This is a genomic window from Streptomyces hesseae, assembly GCF_031845785.1.
Taxonomy (GTDB): domain Bacteria; phylum Actinomycetota; class Actinomycetes; order Streptomycetales; family Streptomycetaceae; genus Streptomyces; species Streptomyces hesseae.
Genome location: NZ_JAVRFI010000014.1, coordinates 20,075 through 35,888 on the forward strand (window position 1 = coordinate 20,075; position 15,814 = coordinate 35,888).

Genomic DNA, 15,814 nt, shown 5'->3' on the forward strand with positions numbered 1-15,814 from the left:
GTCGTCCGCGAGGACGGCCCTCTCGGCGTTTATGTGCTCATGCGCTCATATGCTCACGTGTTCCTTGTCAGGTGCCGTCGAGTCGTAGCGCCAGCGCGGGGCAGCGGCGTACGGCCCGCTGTGCGCGCCCCCGCAGATGTCCGGGCACCCCGGCGTCCGCGAGCGCCGGAAAGCCGTCCGCGCCCATCCGTACGAGCTCGGGCAGCAGTCCCGCGCACAGCCCGTGCCCCTCGCACATCGTCCAGTCCACCGCGAGCCGCTGCCCGGGCCCGTCGCCCGGCTCCGCGCCCCCGGCGGCGGGCAGCGGCAGCAGCCCGGCCGTGGGGCGCCCGCAGCCGCCGCCCAGGACATGCGCGGCCAGATCGTCCGTGAAGGCCGCCAGCGCGCTCAGCGCGAAGCGCGCCGCCCCGTCCGGGTGCCCGCACGCCCCCCGCCCCCGGACGGCCCCCGCCGCCTCCCGTACGGCCTCCAGGGCCCCGCGGCCGCCCCCGGCCACCACATCCGCCAGGGCCCCGGCCAGCGTCGGCAGGCCCAGCCGGCACGGGCCGCACTGCCCCGCCGACTCGGCCGCCAGCCAGTGGGCCACCCGCACCGCCTCGCCCAGCGGGCAGGTGTCGCCGGACAGCGGCAGCACCGCCCCCGCGCCCAGGGCCGCGCCGCGGGCGGCGAGGGCATCCCTGGAGAGCACCGTCCCGGCAGCGGCGGCCGCGTCCAGCCAGCCGCCGTGATAGCCCCCGACCAGCACGCCCTGGGGCGCGGCCCCGGCACCGCACTGGGCGAGGACGTACGACAGCGCCACCCCGCCGGGAGCCTCGACCACGCGCGGGAATGGCACCGCGCCGGAGACGGTGAGCAGGATGGTCCCCGGCTCGTCCGGGGTGCCCGTCGAGGAGTAGCGGGGGGCGCCGAGCCGGGCGGCGAGGGCGAGTTGGGCGTACGTCTCGGCGTTGGACAGCAGCGTCGGCAGGCCGCCCAGCCCGGCCGTCGTGGCGTGCCCGCGCCGCCCGGGCGGGAGCGCGGGACCGCCGCCCACGGCGCGCAGCAGCGCGGAGGACTCCCCGGAGACCATGCGCTCGGGGAGGCGTACGACCCGGGCGCGTACGGCCCGCCCGCGCCGGTGGGACAGGCCGCGCTCGCCGAGCGCCTCCCGTACGGACGCCTCCGTGCCCGCGCGCGTCACCCCGACCACGAGCGTCCGCGCGCCGAGCGCCTCTGCGGCCAGTAGCGCGCCGTCCAGCACGAGGTGCGGGGCGCGCCGGAGCAGTACCGCGTCCTTGCGGCACGCGGGTTCGCCCTCGCACCCGTTGACCACCACCACAGGCCGCACCCCACGCCGCCGCGCGGCCCCGCCCACCGCCCGCAACTTCCGCCCGAACGGAAACCCGGCCCCACCCCGCCCGCGCAACGCGACGGTCTCCGCCAGCCGCGTCAGCTCGTCCTGGCCGAGGGCGGGCATCGACCCGTGCACGGCCAGATGAGCGCGGCGATCGAGCCGCGCGGCGTCGTCGAGCCCGGCGGTGAGCCGGGGCAGCCCGAGGGTGAGCAGGTCGGGGAGCTCGGGGAGTGGGCCGTTCATGCGGACCGCCGGGGCGACAATTCAGTCCTTCCGGACGACGCACTCAGCCTCTCCGGCGTTTGAGGAGCGGGGGTCCGGGGGCGGAGCCCCTGGGAAACGGTGAAGGGGCGGGACTGGGGCCTCCTCCCCGCCGCATGAGCCCCCACCGGCCGACGATGTACGGCGAACCTCAGCGCCCCCGCCCCAAAACGCCGAAGCGCGAGCGCCCCCGCCACTCCCACCAAACACCCCACATAACACCCCGTCACCCACCCCGCCGCCTCCCGCCCCGCGTTCAACCCGTGCAGCAGCCCCGCGCACCACGCCCCGTACGCGCTCGCGTGCAGCATCCGCCAGCGGTGCGCCGCGCGCCCCCGCCCGGCGAAGGCGCTGCGCAGGGCGCCGGTCGCCGCCGCGAGCACCAGCAGATAGCCCGCGAGCGAGCCGAGCCCGATCAGCCCGGCCTGGCCGGCGGTGCCGGAGACGAAGGGGATCAGGGCGGCGGTCGCGGAGGCGTGCGCCTCGGCGACCTTGACGCCCACGTGCACGAGGAGGAAGCCGAGCGCGCCGACGGCGAGGGCCCGGTGCACGGCCTGGGCGAGCAGCCGGCCGCGCGGGCCGAGGGCCAGGCGGTCGGCGGCGACGAGCCCCCAGACGACGGTCGCGGTGAGCGAGACCAGGGCGAGCACGCCCCCGGCCTGGTCGAGGAAGCGGTGGAGTTCCATGCCCCGGCAGGCTAGGCAGCGCTCCGGCCCGTGCGGCCCGCTTCGCGCAACCCCGGTGCGCGGCGCTCCACCGCTGCTAACGTCTATCCGTTCGGCGGCAGTTCGATCCGTAAGCCGCCGCTTTCCCAACAAACCACCCTCGCAGGCGATTTGATTGCGTGCCCGTGGTTGTCCTTTGGTCACTTCTTGGTGAACACATGTCCCCCGAGTGAACGGTTTATCGGTCAGAGTGTGGCCGACCATTCGCATCGCAGGGGGTTTTCCTTGACTTCACGTCGAAGCCGTTCCGGCAGTCGTTCCAGAACGCGCGCGGCTCTGTCCCTGACGGCGGCTCTGCCGCTGGTCGTCGGGGCGCTCGCGCTCGGTGTGCCGGCGGCCCACGCCGCCTCCGGCCCGCACGACCGTCAGTCGCTGGCGGGCACCAAGCCGCTGTGGGCGACGCCCGGGGCCGACCGGGGTGCCGTTTCGGAGCAGAAGGCCGTCACCGCCCGGGTCTACCTCGCCGGCCGTGACGCCAAGGGTCTGGCCGCGTACGCGCGTGCCGTCTCGGACCCGAAGTCCGGCTCGTACGGCAAGTACTTGACGGCCCAGCAGGCGAAGGAACGTTTCGGCGCGACCAAGGACCAGATAGCCAAGGTCACCGGCTGGCTGAAGTCCTCGGGCCTGACGGTGACCGGCGTCAACGACCACTACGTCACCGTGACCGGTGACGCGGCCGCTGCCGAGAAGGCGTTCGGCACCGAGCTCCACAACTACGTCAAGGACGGGAAGACCTACCACGCCCCGGCGCGGAACGCCTCCGTCCCGGACAGCCTCGACGGCGCCGTCCTGACCGTCGTGGGCCTGAACAACGCCCCGCGCCTGAGCCACCACCGCGACACCCTGCCCGGCCCGAGCGCCGGCTTCCGCAACGCCGGGCCGTTCTCCACGTACTACGGCTCGAACGTGAACACCGGCCTTCCCTCCGCGTACGGCGAGCACGCCCCGTACGCCATCAAGGGCTACACCGGAAAGCAGCTGCGCGCCGTCTACGGGGCGAAGAACTTCACCGGCAAGGGCGTGACGGTCGCCATCACCGACGCCTACGCGTCCCCGACGATCGCCGCCGACATCCAGCAGTACGCCAAGCGCAACGGCGACAAGGCCTACCGCAAGGGCCAGTACTCCCAGGTGCTGCCCGCCGCCTGGACGCACGCCGACCCCAAGGAGTGCGACGCGGCCGGCTGGTACGGCGAGGAGACCCTCGACGTCGAGGCCGTCCACGCCGTCGCCCCGGACGCGAACATCGTCTACGTCGCCGGTTCCTCCTGCCAGGACGACGACCTGATCGACTCCCTGCACAAGATCGTCGACAACCGGATGGCCGACATCGTCTCCAACTCCTGGGGCGACGTCGAGGCCAATGAGTCCCCGGACGTGGCCGCCGCCTACGACCAGGTCTTCCAGAAGGGCGCCGTCGAGGGCATCGGCTTCTACTTCTCCTCCGGCGACGACGGCGACAACGTCGCCAAGCACGGTGTGAAGCAGGTCGACACGCCCGCCAACTCCCCGTGGGTCACCTCGGTGGGCGGCACCTCCCTGGCCGTCGGCAAGGGCGACAAGTACCTGTGGGAGACCGGCTGGGGCACCCACAAGGCCGCCCTGTCCAAGGACGGCCTGACCTGGGAGGGCATGCCCGGCGCCTTCACCGGCGGCGCCGGCGGCGGCACCAGCAAGGTCTTCGAGCAGCCCTTCTACCAGCGCGGCGTCGTCCCCGACACGCTGGCCAAGGCGAACGGCACCGACAAGCCGATGCGCGTCGGGCCCGACATCGCGGCCGTCGCTGACTCCACCACCGGCTTCCTCGTCGGCCAGACCCAGACCTTCCCCGACGGCACGGTGAAGTACGACGAGTACCGCATCGGCGGCACCTCGCTGGCCGCGCCCGTGATCGCGGGCGTCCAGGCGCTGGCCCAGCAGGCCCGGCACGGCGTCCCGATCGGCTTCGCCAACCCCGGCATCTACGACCGCTACGGCACCGGCGCCTACCACGACGTCACCGACCACCCGCTCGGCCAGGGCCGGAGCATCGGCGACGTCCGCGTCGACTTCGCCAACGGCGTCGACGCCAAGGGCGGCCTGCTCACCTCCCTGCGCACCCTAGGCGGCGACAGCTCACTCTCCGCGACCGTCGGCTACGACAACGTCACCGGCGTCGGCACCCCCGCCGACGGCTATGTGACCTCGTACGTGCCGGGTCAGCGCCGCTGACCCACCTGGCCCCCGGGGCCCGCCCGCACCACGCTTCGGTGCGGGCCCCGGGGCCGCTGGGGTAACCTGACCCCATGCGTGCCGTACGCCTTCTGCTTAGCGAGCCGCGCTGATCAAGCACCGGCAGGTGACCGCCGACCCTTCGGCGGTCCGGACCGGCATCGGCGCGGCATCCCCTCCTGTGCGAGGGGTTTTTTCATTTGCGGCCCCATCCCGGAGCCGCGAGCGGACAGGCGACATACGACGATCGATGGAGCTTTGAGGACGATGAGCGAGACCCCCACCGCCGCCGAGGTGGCCGCCCCGCACCGCTACACGGCCGCGCTGGCCGCTGACATCGAGGCGCGCTGGCAGGACTTCTGGGACGCCGACGGCACGTACGCCGCGCCCAACCCCAGCGGTGAGCTGGCCGGCGACGAGGCCGTCGTCGCCCGGCCCAAGAAGTTCATCATGGACATGTTCCCGTACCCCTCGGGCGCGGGCCTCCACGTCGGCCACCCCCTGGGCTACATCGCCACGGACGTCTACGCGCGCTACCACCGCATGACGGGCCACAACGTCCTCCACACCCTCGGCTTCGACGCCTTCGGCCTGCCCGCCGAGCAGTACGCCGTGCAGACCGGCACCCACCCCCGGGTGTCCACCGAGGCCAACATCGAGAACATGAAGGCCCAGCTGCGCCGGCTGGGCCTGGGCCACGACAAGCGCCGCTCATTCGCCACGATCGAGCCGGAGTACTACAAGTGGACCCAGTGGATCTTCCTCCAGATCTTCAACTCCTGGTACGACGCGGAGGCGAAGAAGGCCCGCCCGATCGCCGAGCTCGTCGCCGCGTTCGAGAGCGGCCGGCGTGAGGTCCCCGGCGGCCGCGCCTGGAGCGAGCTGAGCCCCGTCGAGCGCGAGGAGGTGCTGGGCGGCTACCGCCTGGCCTACGCCTCCGACGCCCCGGTGAACTGGTGCCCCGGCCTGGGCACCGTGCTGGCCAACGAGGAGGTCACCGCCGACGGCCGCTCCGAGCGCGGCAACTACCCCGTCTTCAAGTCCAAGCTGCGCCAGTGGAACATGCGGATCACCGCCTACGCGGACCGCCTGATCGACGACCTGGACGCCCTGGACTGGCCCGAGGCCATCAAGCTCCAGCAGCGCAACTGGATCGGCCGCAGCGAGGGCGCGCGCGTCGACTTCCAGGTCGCCGGCGCCGACGGCCGGAAGATCACCGTCTTCACCACCCGCCCCGACACCCTCTTCGGCGCCACCTACATGGTGCTGGCCCCCGAGCACGACCTGATCGACGCGATCGTGCCCGCCGCGTGGCCCGAGGGCACCAAGGACGTCTGGACCGCCGGCGCGGCCACCCCGGCCGAGGCCGTCGCCGCCTACCGCAAGCAGGCGCAGTCCAAGACCGACGTCGAGCGGCAGACCGAGGGCAAGGACAAGACCGGTGTCTTCACCGGCGCGTACGCCCTCAACCCGCTGACCGGCGAGCGCGTCCCCGTCTTCGTCGCCGACTACGTCCTGATGGGCTACGGCACCGGCGCGATCATGGCCGTGCCCGGCCAGGACGAGCGCGACTGGGAGTTCGCCACCGTCTTCGAGCTGCCGATCGTCCGCACCGTCCAGCCGCCCGAGGGCTGGGAGGGCGAGGCCTACGGCGGCCAGGGCCCGGCGATCAACTCCGCCAACGCCGAGCTGAACCTCGACGGCATGCAGATCGACGAGGCCAAGCGCACCGTCATCGCGCACCTGGAGGCGCGCGGCATCGGCGAGGGCACCATCAACTTCCGCCTGCGCGACTGGCTCTTCAGCCGCCAGCGCTACTGGGGCGAGCCCTTCCCGATCGTCTACGACGAGGACGGCGTCGCCCACGCGCTGCCCGAGTCGATGCTCCCGCTGGAGCTGCCCGAGGTCGACGACTACACCCCGCGCACCTTCGACGCGGACGACGCGGACACCTCCCCGGAGACCCCGCTCTCCCGCAACGAGGACTGGGTCAACGTCGAGCTGGACCTGGGCGACGGGCCGAAGACGTACCGCCGCGAGACCAACACCATGCCCAACTGGGCCGGTTCCTGCTGGTACGAGCTGCGCTACCTGGACCCGCACAACGACGAGCAACTGGTCTCCGCCGACGCCGAGCGGTACTGGATGGGCCCGCGCGAGGGCCAGCCGCACGGCGGCGTCGACCTGTACGTCGGCGGCGCCGAGCACGCCGTGCTGCACCTGCTGTACGCCCGCTTCTGGTCGAAGGTCCTCTTCGACCTGGGCCACATCTCCTCGGCCGAGCCGTTCCACAAGCTCTACAACCAGGGCATGATCCAGGCGTATGTCTACCGCGACGCGCGCGGCATCGCGGTGCCCGCCGCCGAGGTGGAGGAGAACGGCGGCGCGTTCTACTACGAGGGCGGCAAGGTCAGCCGACTGCTCGGCAAGATGGGCAAGTCCCTGAAGAACGCCGTCACCCCGGACGAGATCTGCGTCGAGTACGGCGCCGACACCCTGCGCCTGTACGAGATGGCGATGGGCCCGCTGGACGTCTCCCGCCCGTGGGACACGCGCGCCGTCGTCGGCCAGTACCGGCTGCTCCAGCGCCTGTGGCGGAACGTCGTCGACGAGAACACCGGCGAGGTCACCGTCGTCGACACCGAGGCCGACGAGGCCACGCTGCGCGCCCTGCACAAGGCGATCGACGGCATCGGCCAGGACATGGCGAACCTGCGCTTCAACACCGCCATCGCCAAGCTGACCGAGCTGAACAACCACGTCACCAAGCTGAGCGAGGTGCCGCGCACGGTCGCCGAGGGCCTGGTGCTGCTGATCGCGCCGCTGGCCCCGCACATCGCCGAGGAGCTGTGGCGCAAGCTCGGCCACGAGGGCTCGGTCGTCCACGCGGACTTCCCCGCCGCCGACCCGGCCTACCTGGTCGACGAGACCGTGACCTGCGTCGTCCAGATCAAGGGCAAGGTCAAGGCCCGTCTGGAGGTCGCCCCGTCGATCTCCGACGAGGAGCTGGAGAAGCTCGCGCTGGCCGACCCGGCGGTCGTCGCCGCGCTGGGCGGCGCGGGCATCCGCAAGGTCATCGCGCGGGCGCCGAAGCTGGTGAACATCGTCCCGGCGTGACGCTCGTGCCGTGACGCGCTGGAGCGCTAGGGGTATGTCCCTACGGGCAGGTTGGGGGTTCCGAAGGAACCCGCGGCCTGCCCGTTGCGTTTACGGTGGAGAGGAGGCGGGGGCGGCCCCGCCGACGGGCCTTTCGGGGCTCGCCGAGTGTCCCGCTTGTTGAGGAGCGCGTATGGCAGCCGCGGCCGTGATAATCGCCCTGATCTGTGCGCTCGTCGTGGCGCTGACGGTGATCGCCACGGTCAAGGCGGTCCGGACCGTCAAGAACGGCGTCGACCAGGCGGTCACCCAGGCCCGACGCACGGTCGAGGACACCCGGCTCAAGGCACGGCAGTACACCCAGAGCGGCCCGGCGGGCGAGGTCGCCGAGCTGCGCCTCTCGCTGCGGACATCGATGCGCGCCACGCAGGAGGTGCTGCGCGAGGGCCTGAAGGACGACCCCTCCCTGACCGAGTCCCTGGCCCTCTTCGACCGCCTCAGCGCACACGGCCGTGAGGTCGACGACGATCTGCGCAAGCTGGAGTCCGAGCCCGACCGGGACCGTGTCACCGCCTGCCTGCCCGACCTGCGGGAACGCACCAAGCAGATCACCCACTCCGCCGACTCGCTGCGCTTCGCCGCCCAGGACCGGGCCCGGCAGTTCGCCGGCGACGAACTGTCGCTGCTGAGCGAGCAGATCCGCATGGAGACGGGCGCGCTCCGCCACTGGGAGGCCGACGAGGGCCCGGGCGCGGAGCCCAAGGCGGAGCCGGGGGCGGGCTCGTCCCCCGCCGGTGCCGCCGGCTCCGCCGCGAGGCCGGAGCGACCCGCGATCAACGGGAGGGATGAATCCCGGCAGTGGGGGTACGGATGGGAAAAGGTCAAGCGTCCGGAAAGCCCCGCCTGAGCGAAGCGGCTCTGACCAGCGGAAACGATCAGGCGGCCCGGGCCCCGCACTGCCGGGGCGGCGGCCCGGCGGGTAACCTCCGGGGCATGTCCCGCCATGTCGCGATCATCACTGATTCCACGGCCTATCTGCCCGCTCAGGCGATGGAGCGGCACAGCATCGTCGCCGTACCGCTGACGGTGGTCCTGGGCGACGAGGCACTGGAGGAAGGCACCGAGATCTCGGCCCGGTCGGTCGCCCAGGCCCTGCAGAAACGCCGGCCGGTGACCACCTCACGCCCCGCCCCCGAGGACTTCGCGGCCGCCTACCGCGCCGCCGCCGAGGCCGGCGCCGACGGCATCGTCTCCCTCCACCTCTCCTCCGAGTTCTCGGGCACCTACGACGCGGCGGTCCTCGCCGCGAAGGAGGCGCCGGTGCCGGTACGGGTCGTGGATACCGGCATGGTCGCGATGGCCCTCGGCTTCTGCGCCCTCGCCGCCGCGGACACCGCCGAGGCGGGCGGCACGCTCGACGAGGCGGTGGCCGCCGCGGAGAAGCGCGCGCAGGGCACGGCCGCCTACTTCTACGTCGACACCCTCGACTACCTGCGCCGCGGCGGGCGCATCGGCGCCGCCCAAGCGCTGCTCGGCTCGGCGCTCGCCGTCAAACCGCTGCTCCAGCTGGACGGCGGCCGTATCGAGCTGAGGGAGAAGGTCCGTACGGCCTCGAAGGCGATCGCCAGGCTGGAGGAGATCGTCGTCGAGCGCGCGGGTGCCGCGCCCGTCGACGTCGCGGTGCATCACCTGGCCGCCCCGGAGCGGGCCGAGCTGCTCTCGGAGCGGCTGCGGGAGCGGGTGCCGGGGCTGGTGGATCTCCATGTGAGCGAGGTCGGCGCGGTCATCGGGGCGCACACGGGGCCGGGGCTGCTGGGCGTGGTGGTCTCGGCGAGGTGAGGAGGGGGCTGTGCCCCTCCTGTGAGTGACGGGATTTTCCACAACCGGCCGGTGTTCCACAGGAATTGAAGGCTCCGGACAGAATCGGGCGACGTCACCTAGCGTGACGGCATGACCTCTTTCGCACCCTCTTCGGCACGTACCGTGACCGCCCTCGACCTGGGCCTCGGCTCGCTGCGCGACCGCGCGGCGGCCGAGCCCGGGGCTGGGGCCGCGCGCCCGCGGAGGTGGCCGGTCCAACGCGGCGCGATGGCCGCGCTGGGGGACCGGCTGCCCATGTGGGTGCGGCTGCGGTGCGGCATCGCGCCGAGGACGCTCGCGGCGTTGACGGCCGTGCTGGTCGTGGCGGTCGCCCTCGGTGCGTACCACTTCTGGGCGGGGCGCCCACGGACGGTCCGGGTGCCGGCCCGCGAGGGGCCGGTCGCGGCACCGCCACCGGCGGCCGTCCCGACGGTGCCCGGTCCGACGGTGCCCGGTCCGGGGTCGTCCGCCCGGAGCGTGGTGGTGGACGTGACGGGCAAGGTCCTGCGCCCCGGGGTCCAGCGCCTGCCGCCGGGCTCACGGGTCGAGGACGCGCTGGAGGCCGCCGGGGGAGCCCGCCCGGGAGCGGACACGACGGGGCTCAATCAGGCGCGTGTGCTGATGGACGGGGAACTGATCGTGGTGGGCGCGCCGGCTCCGGGCGGCCCGGCGCCGGCGGCGGGAGGTTCGGCAGCGCCTTCGGGCGGGGGCGTGGCCGCCGGTCCGGTCAGCCTCAACTCCGCGACGCTCCAACAGCTCGACGCCCTCCCCGGCGTGGGGCCGGTCCTCGCCCAGCACATCCTCGACTACCGCACCCAGCACGGGGGCTTCCGCTCGGTCGCCGACCTCCGTCACGTCAACGGCATCGGAGCCCGCCGCTTCACGGACCTCAAGCCACTGGTCCAGCCATGACGCGGGCCGCTGTCCCCCGGGTTGATGCCCCACGGGCCTCTGTCACGCGGGACTCTGCCACCGGTCCCGGCGGTGAGGGCCGCACCCCGGCCGACCTGCGGCTGGTCGGCCCAGCGCTCGCCGCGTGGGCCGCCGCGGCCGCTGCCCTGACGGCGGAGGGCCGGACGGTGGCCATCGCCTGCGGGGCGGCGGTGCTCGTGTCCGGCGTGCTGCTTCTCGCGGCCGCTGCCCGCTGGAGGAGCGGCAGGGGCTCGGCGGAGTCGGCCGGAAGGGCCGGGAAGGCAGGGGCGGCGGGAGTCGCCGGCGCGGTGGCGGCCGTGCTGCTGTGTGCCGTCGCCGGGGCGGCCGTCGGGGCGTTGGCGGGGGCCGACACCCGGCGCGGGCCGGTGCCGGAGCTGGCGCGGCGCCACGCCGAGGCGACCGTAGAGGCGACGGTGACGGGGGACCCGAAAGCCACTCGGCCACGGGTGCGGGGCTCGGTGCGGGCCGTGCCCGCCGTCGTGGTGGAGGCCGAGGCGAGCCGGGTGACCACCACGCACGGGGTGACGACAGCGGTCCGCACTCCGGTGCTGCTGATGGCCCATCAGCCGTGGCTCGGGCTGCTGCCCTCCACCAAGGTGAGGGTGGAAGGCCGGCTCATGTCGCCCTCCCGGTCCGGTGACCGTGTCGCGGCCGTCGTCCGGGTCGGTGACAGCGGCCCGCCGCAGGTCGTCGCGGGGCCGTCCGTGGTGCAGCGGGCAGCGGGGAGGCTGCGCGCCGGGCTCCGCGAGGCGACCGACGGGCTGGCGCCGGACGCCCGGGCGTTGCTGCCCGGCCTGGTCGTCGGGGACACCTCACGCGTCCCATCCGACCTCGAAGAGGCCTTCCGGACCACGGATCTGACGCACCTTCTGGCCGTGTCCGGGGGAAACCTCGCGGTACTGCTGGCCGTGCTCATCGGACCTCCGCATCTCGCCTCGCGCGCGGAGCGCCGAGGGCTCGCGGCCCGGCTGGGGATCCCGTTGAGACTGACAGCGTTGCTGGGCGGCGGGCTGGCGCTCGGTTTCGTGGTGGTGTGCCGCCCCGAGCCGAGCGTGCTGCGGGCCGCCGTCTGCGGGCTGATCACCCTGCTGGCCATCGGTACGGGCCGCTCCCGCGGTCTGCTCCCCGCGCTGGCGGGTGCCGTGCTCCTGCTGGTCCTCTACGACCCGTGGCTGGCGCGGGGCTATGGCTTTCTGCTCTCGGTCCTGGCTACCGGCGCCCTGCTGACCCTCGCCCCGCGCTGGGCGGCGGCCCTGCGGCGGCGCGGGATGCCGCCCCGGGTCGCGGAGGCCCTCGCGGCGGCGGGCGCTGCGCAGGCCGTGTGCGCGCCGGTGATCGCCGTGCTGGCGGCGCGGGTGAGCCTGGTGGCGGTGCCGTGCAATCTGCTCGCCGAGCCGGCGGTCGCCCCGGCCACGGTCCTCGGGTTCGCCGCGCTCGCCGCTGCCCCGCTCGTGCCGCCGCTCGCCGAGGGTCTCGCCTGGCTGGCGGGCTGGCCCGCGCAGTGGACGGCGACCGTCGCCCGGACCGGCGCGGGGCTGCCCGGGGCCGAGCTGGCCTGGCCCGGCGGCTGGGCCGGCGGGCTGTGGCTGGCGGCGGCGACGGTGGTCGTCCTCCTGATCGCCGGGCGGGTGCTGCGCAGCCCGTGGGTCTGCGGGGCGTGCGCGCTGCTCCTGCTGCTCGCCGTGGTCCGTCCGGCGCCCCTGACGAGGGGCCTCACCGGATGGCCGCCGCCGGACTGGCGGATGGTGGCGTGCGACGTGGGCCAGGGGGATGCCCTCGTGCTCGCCACCGGCCCGCACAGCGCGGTGCTCGTCGACGCCGGACCCGAACCGAAGGCCATCGATCGCTGCCTGCGGCGGCTGGGTGTCGACGAGGTGCCGCTGCTGGTTTTGAGCCACTTTCACGCCGACCATGTCGACGGCCTGCCGGGGGTGCTGCGCGGCCGCGCGGTGGGGGCGATCGAGACGACGCCGTACGCCTTGCCGCCGGGCCAGGCGGCGTTCGTCCGGCGGGAGGCCGGGCGGGCGGGTGTGCCGGTCGTGGAGGCGGTGCCGGGGGAGCGGCGGAGCGTGGGCGGGCTGTCGTGGGAGGTGCTGTGGCCGCCGCCCGCCGGGACGTCCGCCGTGGCGGAGGACGGGCCCAACGACGCCAGCGTCGTCCTCCTCGTCCGTACGGGCGGGCTCACCCTCCTGCTGCTCGGTGACCTCGAACCGCCCGCCCAGCAGGAGCTGTGGGAGACGCATCCCGGGCTTCCGCCGGTGGACGTCCTCAAGGTCGCCCATCACGGTTCCGCTTATCAGGACCCCCGGCTGACGCGCGGGCTCCGCCCACGGCTGGCGGTGATCTCCGTGGGTGCTGGCAACCCCTACGGCCATCCGGCCGCCCGCACGATCGGCGCGCTGCGGGAGCAGGGGGCGGCGGTCCTGCGCACCGACACCGACGGCCCGGTGGCCGTCACGGGCGGGCACGGCGGGCCGATGGCCGTCACGGGGCAACGTCGCGGGAGGCGGAGGCGGCGACGCCCGGTACAAAGGCCGAGACGATCCAGGACCGTGGACGGATGCGGTGCCCTCCCCGCCCGGGGGATAACGGAATCATGCACGCAGCGAACATCGACGCCTATCTCCGTCACATCGACGCCACCCGCCCGGCCGCCCCCACCGCGGAGGCGCTACGGGACCTTCAGTTCCGCCACCTCGTGGCGGTGCCCTTCGAGAACCTCTCGATCCACCTCGGTGAGGAGATCGTGCTGGAGGGCGGGGCCCTGGTGGACAAGGTGGTGCGCAGGGGGAGGGGAGGCTACTGCTACGAGCTCAACGGCGCGTTCGCGGAGCTGCTGACGGCGCTCGGCTACCGGGTGACGCTGCTGGCGGCACGGGTGATGGGGCCGGACGGGAAGTTCGGGATCCCCTTCGACCACTTGGCCCTGCTGGTCGGGGCCGAAGGCGGGCAGGGCCGGGAGTGGCTGGTGGACGTCGGCTTCGGCCGGAACAGTCACCACCCGCTGAGCTTCACCGAGCGCGGTGACCAGCTGGACCCGGGAGGGGTGTTCCGGATCGCCGAGACGGAGGAGGGGGACCTGGACGTCAGCAAGGACGGCGCGGTGCAGTACCGCCTGGAGCGGCGCCCCCGGGCGCTGGCCGACTTCGAGGCCGGCAACTGGTGGCACCGGACCTCGCCGCTGTCGCCGTTCGGGCAGTCGGTGCTCTGCTCGCGGCTCACCGAGGACGGCGGGCGGGTCACCATCAGCGGCCGCACGCTCGTGACGACGACGGATGCCGGCGGGCGCGTGGAGCGGACGCTGGCGGAAGGGGAGGTGGCGGCCGCCTACCGGGAGCACTTCGGCCTGGAGCCGGAGCGGATCCCCGAGGTCCGGGGCACGGGCCAGGGGAACTGATCCCCTCCCGGCCACCGCCGCTGCCTCCGGTCATCGGTCCGGGGTGTCACTCCACCTCGGTCCAGCCGTCGTACTCCTCGGCGAGCTCGCGCAGCGCGGCGCGGTCGAGCGTGCCGTCGGCGTCGTCGATGACGACCAGCCACTGGGCGTCCTCGGCGTCGTCCTCACCGGCGAGCGCCTCGCGGACGATCTCGGGGTCGTCGTCGAGGACGAACCGCCGGCCCGCCTCCTCGGCCGCCTCCTCGGCGGCGTCGCGGTCGGGCAGCACCAACAGGTGCCGTACGGAGTCGGAAGACTGTGCAGAGAAGGGAGAAACGCTGGTCACCCGCTTATTGTGCGGTATGCCTCCGGCGGCTTTCGGAGGGGCCTGTCACTGGCGCATGGGATGCTGGTCCCGATGGCCAGGAAGACTGCAACCGACGACCTGCTCGCGCCCGTGACGATCGCCGTGGGCCAGGAGGATCTCCTCCTCGACCGCGCCGTTCAGGAGGTGGTGGCGGCCGCCCGCGCGGCCGACGCGGACACCGACGTCCGGGATCTCACCCCCGACGCGCTCCAGCCCGGCACGCTGGCCGAGCTGACCAGCCCCTCGCTCTTCGCCGAACGCAAAGTCGTGATCGTCCGCAATGCGCAGGACCTCTCCGCGGACACGATCAAGGACGTGAAGAGCTACTTCGGCGCGCCCGCCGAGGAGATCACCCTTGTGCTGCTCCACGCGGGCGGCGCCAAGGGCAAGGGGCTGCTGGACGCGGCCCGCAAGGTGGGGGCCCGTGAGGTCGCCTGCCCGAAGATGACGAAGCCGGCGGACCGGCTCGCGTTCGTCCGCGGGGAGTTCCGCGCGACGGGCCGCTCCGCGACGCCGGAGGCCTGTCAGGCGCTGGTCGACGCGATCGGCAGCGATCTGCGCGAGCTGGCGAGCGCCTGTGCCCAGCTCGTCGCGGACATCGAGGGCGTCATCGACGAGTCCGTCGTCTCCCGCTACTACACGGGCCGGGCGGAGGCCTCCAGCTTCACCGTCGCCGACCGTGCCGTGGAGGGCCGGGCGGCCGAGGCCCTGGAGGCCCTGCGCTGGGCGATGTCCACGGGCGTCGCCCCCGTGCTGATCACCAGCGCCCTGGCGCAGGGCGTCCGCTCGATCGGCAAGCTCGCCTCCGCGCCGCGTGGCGCCCGTCCCGGGGATCTCGCCCGTGATCTGGGCATGCCGCCGTGGAAGATCGACCGGGTGCGTCAGCAGATGCGCGGCTGGTCGGCGGACGGGGTGGCGGCCGCTCTCACCGCGATCGCCGAGGCCGACGCCGGCGTCAAGGGCGGCGGCGACGACCCCGAGTACGCCTTGGAGAAGGCGGTAGTGGCAGTGGCCCGAGCGGCCCGTAGCCGCACGTAGAACGCCGCACGTAGAACATGGGCCGGGGCCCCGAGGGCCCCGGAAACGCCCGGAGGCCCGCCTCCGCCCTGGGGAAGGGCGGAGGCGGGCCTCACGAGATCGTTCAGACGAGCCCAAAGGGCTCACACCGCACCCGCGTGGCGAACGACCAGGCGCGGCGGGGTGCCGGGAAACGGAGCGGTAGAGGGGCCGCTTCAGTCCGTTCCGGCGGGGGACCGGGGCTCACGCCCCGGAAAGGCTTCAGGCCTGGAGGGCAGCAGCCTGCTTGGCCAGCGCCGACTTCTTGTTGGCGGCGGCGTTCTTGTGCAGGACACCCTTGCTGGCGGCCTTGTCGAGCTTCTTGCCGGCGAAGGCGACGGCGGCGGTGGCCTTCACGGCGTCACCGGCGACGATGGCCTCGCGGGCCGCACGGACGGCGGTCTTGACCGAGGACTTGACGGCCTTGTTACGCAGGCGCGCCTTCTCGTTGGTCTTGTTCCGCTTCATCTGGGACTTGATGTTCGCCACGAAAAGAGCCTTTTCAGGTTCGTTGGATTTCGATAAGTGCGTGATCACACGGCCGGTGGCCATGGGATCCCGTCGTGTGAGAGGCACGACAGGCACAGTGCACCAGG

Annotated in this window: 12 protein-coding genes; 8 read left to right on the forward strand and 4 right to left on the reverse strand. The window is 73.5% G+C overall.

Features of this window, described 5'->3' with window-relative positions; all coding sequences use genetic code 11:
- Positions 1 to 67: 67 nt before the first annotated feature.
- Positions 68 to 1,576 (reverse strand): NADH-ubiquinone oxidoreductase-F iron-sulfur binding region domain-containing protein, encoded by a 1,509-nt coding sequence (locus tag RM609_RS21040; RefSeq protein ID WP_311613039.1) that lies wholly within the window; start codon positions 1,574 to 1,576, stop codon positions 68 to 70.
- A complete protein-coding gene (locus RM609_RS21045) occupies positions 1,573 to 2,280 on the reverse strand; it encodes a ferric reductase-like transmembrane domain-containing protein (protein ID WP_311613040.1) in 708 nt (235 codons plus the stop codon). The genes RM609_RS21040 and RM609_RS21045 overlap by 4 nt, the downstream gene beginning before the upstream one ends.
- A 264-nt stretch (positions 2,281 to 2,544) precedes the next feature.
- Here RM609_RS21045 and RM609_RS21050 point away from each other — a divergent pair, with 264 nt between their 5' ends.
- The 7 genes from RM609_RS21050 (at position 2,545) to RM609_RS21080 (ending at position 13,816) form a co-directional block, all read left to right on the forward strand.
- Positions 2,545 to 4,530 carry a S53 family peptidase gene (locus RM609_RS21050; protein ID WP_311613041.1) on the forward strand — a complete coding sequence of 662 codons (1,986 nt, stop codon included), beginning with the start codon at positions 2,545 to 2,547 and terminating at the stop codon, positions 4,528 to 4,530.
- A gap of 267 nt (positions 4,531 to 4,797) precedes the next feature.
- Complete coding sequence (leuS, locus tag RM609_RS21055) at positions 4,798 to 7,647, forward strand: leucine--tRNA ligase (protein WP_311613042.1); 2,850 nt, start codon at positions 4,798 to 4,800, stop codon at positions 7,645 to 7,647.
- Between the two features lie 172 nt (positions 7,648 to 7,819).
- Positions 7,820 to 8,533, forward strand: coding sequence for a hypothetical protein (locus tag RM609_RS21060; RefSeq protein WP_311613043.1), 714 nt, complete (start codon positions 7,820 to 7,822; stop codon positions 8,531 to 8,533).
- Between the two features lie 86 nt (positions 8,534 to 8,619).
- Complete coding sequence (locus RM609_RS21065; RefSeq protein WP_311613044.1) at positions 8,620 to 9,465, forward strand: DegV family protein; 846 nt, start codon at positions 8,620 to 8,622, stop codon at positions 9,463 to 9,465.
- Between the two features lie 111 nt (positions 9,466 to 9,576).
- Positions 9,577 to 10,398, forward strand: coding sequence for a ComEA family DNA-binding protein (locus RM609_RS21070; RefSeq protein WP_311613045.1), 822 nt, complete (start codon positions 9,577 to 9,579; stop codon positions 10,396 to 10,398).
- Positions 10,395 to 13,259 carry a ComEC/Rec2 family competence protein gene (locus RM609_RS21075; RefSeq protein ID WP_311613046.1) on the forward strand — a complete coding sequence of 955 codons (2,865 nt, stop codon included), beginning with the start codon at positions 10,395 to 10,397 and terminating at the stop codon, positions 13,257 to 13,259. The genes RM609_RS21070 and RM609_RS21075 overlap by 4 nt, the downstream gene beginning before the upstream one ends.
- On the forward strand, positions 13,145 to 13,816 hold the full coding sequence (locus tag RM609_RS21080; protein ID WP_311613182.1) for an arylamine N-acetyltransferase family protein: 672 nt from the start codon (positions 13,145 to 13,147) through the stop codon (positions 13,814 to 13,816). Before RM609_RS21075 ends, RM609_RS21080 begins: the two co-directional genes overlap by 115 nt.
- Before the next feature lie 46 nt (positions 13,817 to 13,862).
- Here RM609_RS21080 and RM609_RS21085 read toward each other — a convergent pair whose 3' ends face one another.
- Positions 13,863 to 14,141 carry a hypothetical protein gene (locus RM609_RS21085; RefSeq protein ID WP_311613047.1) on the reverse strand — a complete coding sequence of 93 codons (279 nt, stop codon included), beginning with the start codon at positions 14,139 to 14,141 and terminating at the stop codon, positions 13,863 to 13,865.
- A gap of 72 nt (positions 14,142 to 14,213) precedes the next feature.
- On the opposite strand from RM609_RS21085, the gene holA reads away from it, so the two are divergent.
- Positions 14,214 to 15,200, forward strand: coding sequence for a DNA polymerase III subunit delta (gene holA / locus RM609_RS21090; protein WP_311613048.1), 987 nt, complete (start codon positions 14,214 to 14,216; stop codon positions 15,198 to 15,200).
- A 240-nt stretch (positions 15,201 to 15,440) separates the two neighbouring features.
- Here the strand turns inward: holA and rpsT are convergent, their stop codons facing one another.
- Positions 15,441 to 15,707, reverse strand: a complete 267-nt coding sequence (rpsT, locus tag RM609_RS21095; RefSeq protein WP_311613049.1) for a 30S ribosomal protein S20 — start codon at positions 15,705 to 15,707, stop codon at positions 15,441 to 15,443.
- Positions 15,708 to 15,814 lie beyond the last annotated feature (107 nt).

Excerpts from the sequence above, each read along its gene's own strand:
- RM609_RS21040 (WP_311613039.1), bottom strand. The coding sequence starts at position 1,576 with ATGAACGGCCCACTCCCCGAGCTCCCCGACCTGCTCACCCTCGGGCTG.
- RM609_RS21045 (WP_311613040.1), bottom strand. The coding sequence starts at position 2,280 with ATGGAACTCCACCGCTTCCTCGACCAGGCCGGGGGCGTGCTCGCCCTG.
- leuS (WP_311613042.1), top strand. The coding sequence starts at position 4,798 with ATGAGCGAGACCCCCACCGCCGCCGAGGTGGCCGCCCCGCACCGCTAC.
- RM609_RS21060 (WP_311613043.1), top strand. The coding sequence starts at position 7,820 with ATGGCAGCCGCGGCCGTGATAATCGCCCTGATCTGTGCGCTCGTCGTG.
- RM609_RS21065 (WP_311613044.1), top strand. The coding sequence starts at position 8,620 with ATGTCCCGCCATGTCGCGATCATCACTGATTCCACGGCCTATCTGCCC.
- RM609_RS21070 (WP_311613045.1), top strand. The coding sequence starts at position 9,577 with ATGACCTCTTTCGCACCCTCTTCGGCACGTACCGTGACCGCCCTCGAC.
- RM609_RS21075 (WP_311613046.1), top strand. The coding sequence starts at position 10,395 with ATGACGCGGGCCGCTGTCCCCCGGGTTGATGCCCCACGGGCCTCTGTC.
- holA (WP_311613048.1), top strand. The coding sequence starts at position 14,214 with ATGGCCAGGAAGACTGCAACCGACGACCTGCTCGCGCCCGTGACGATC.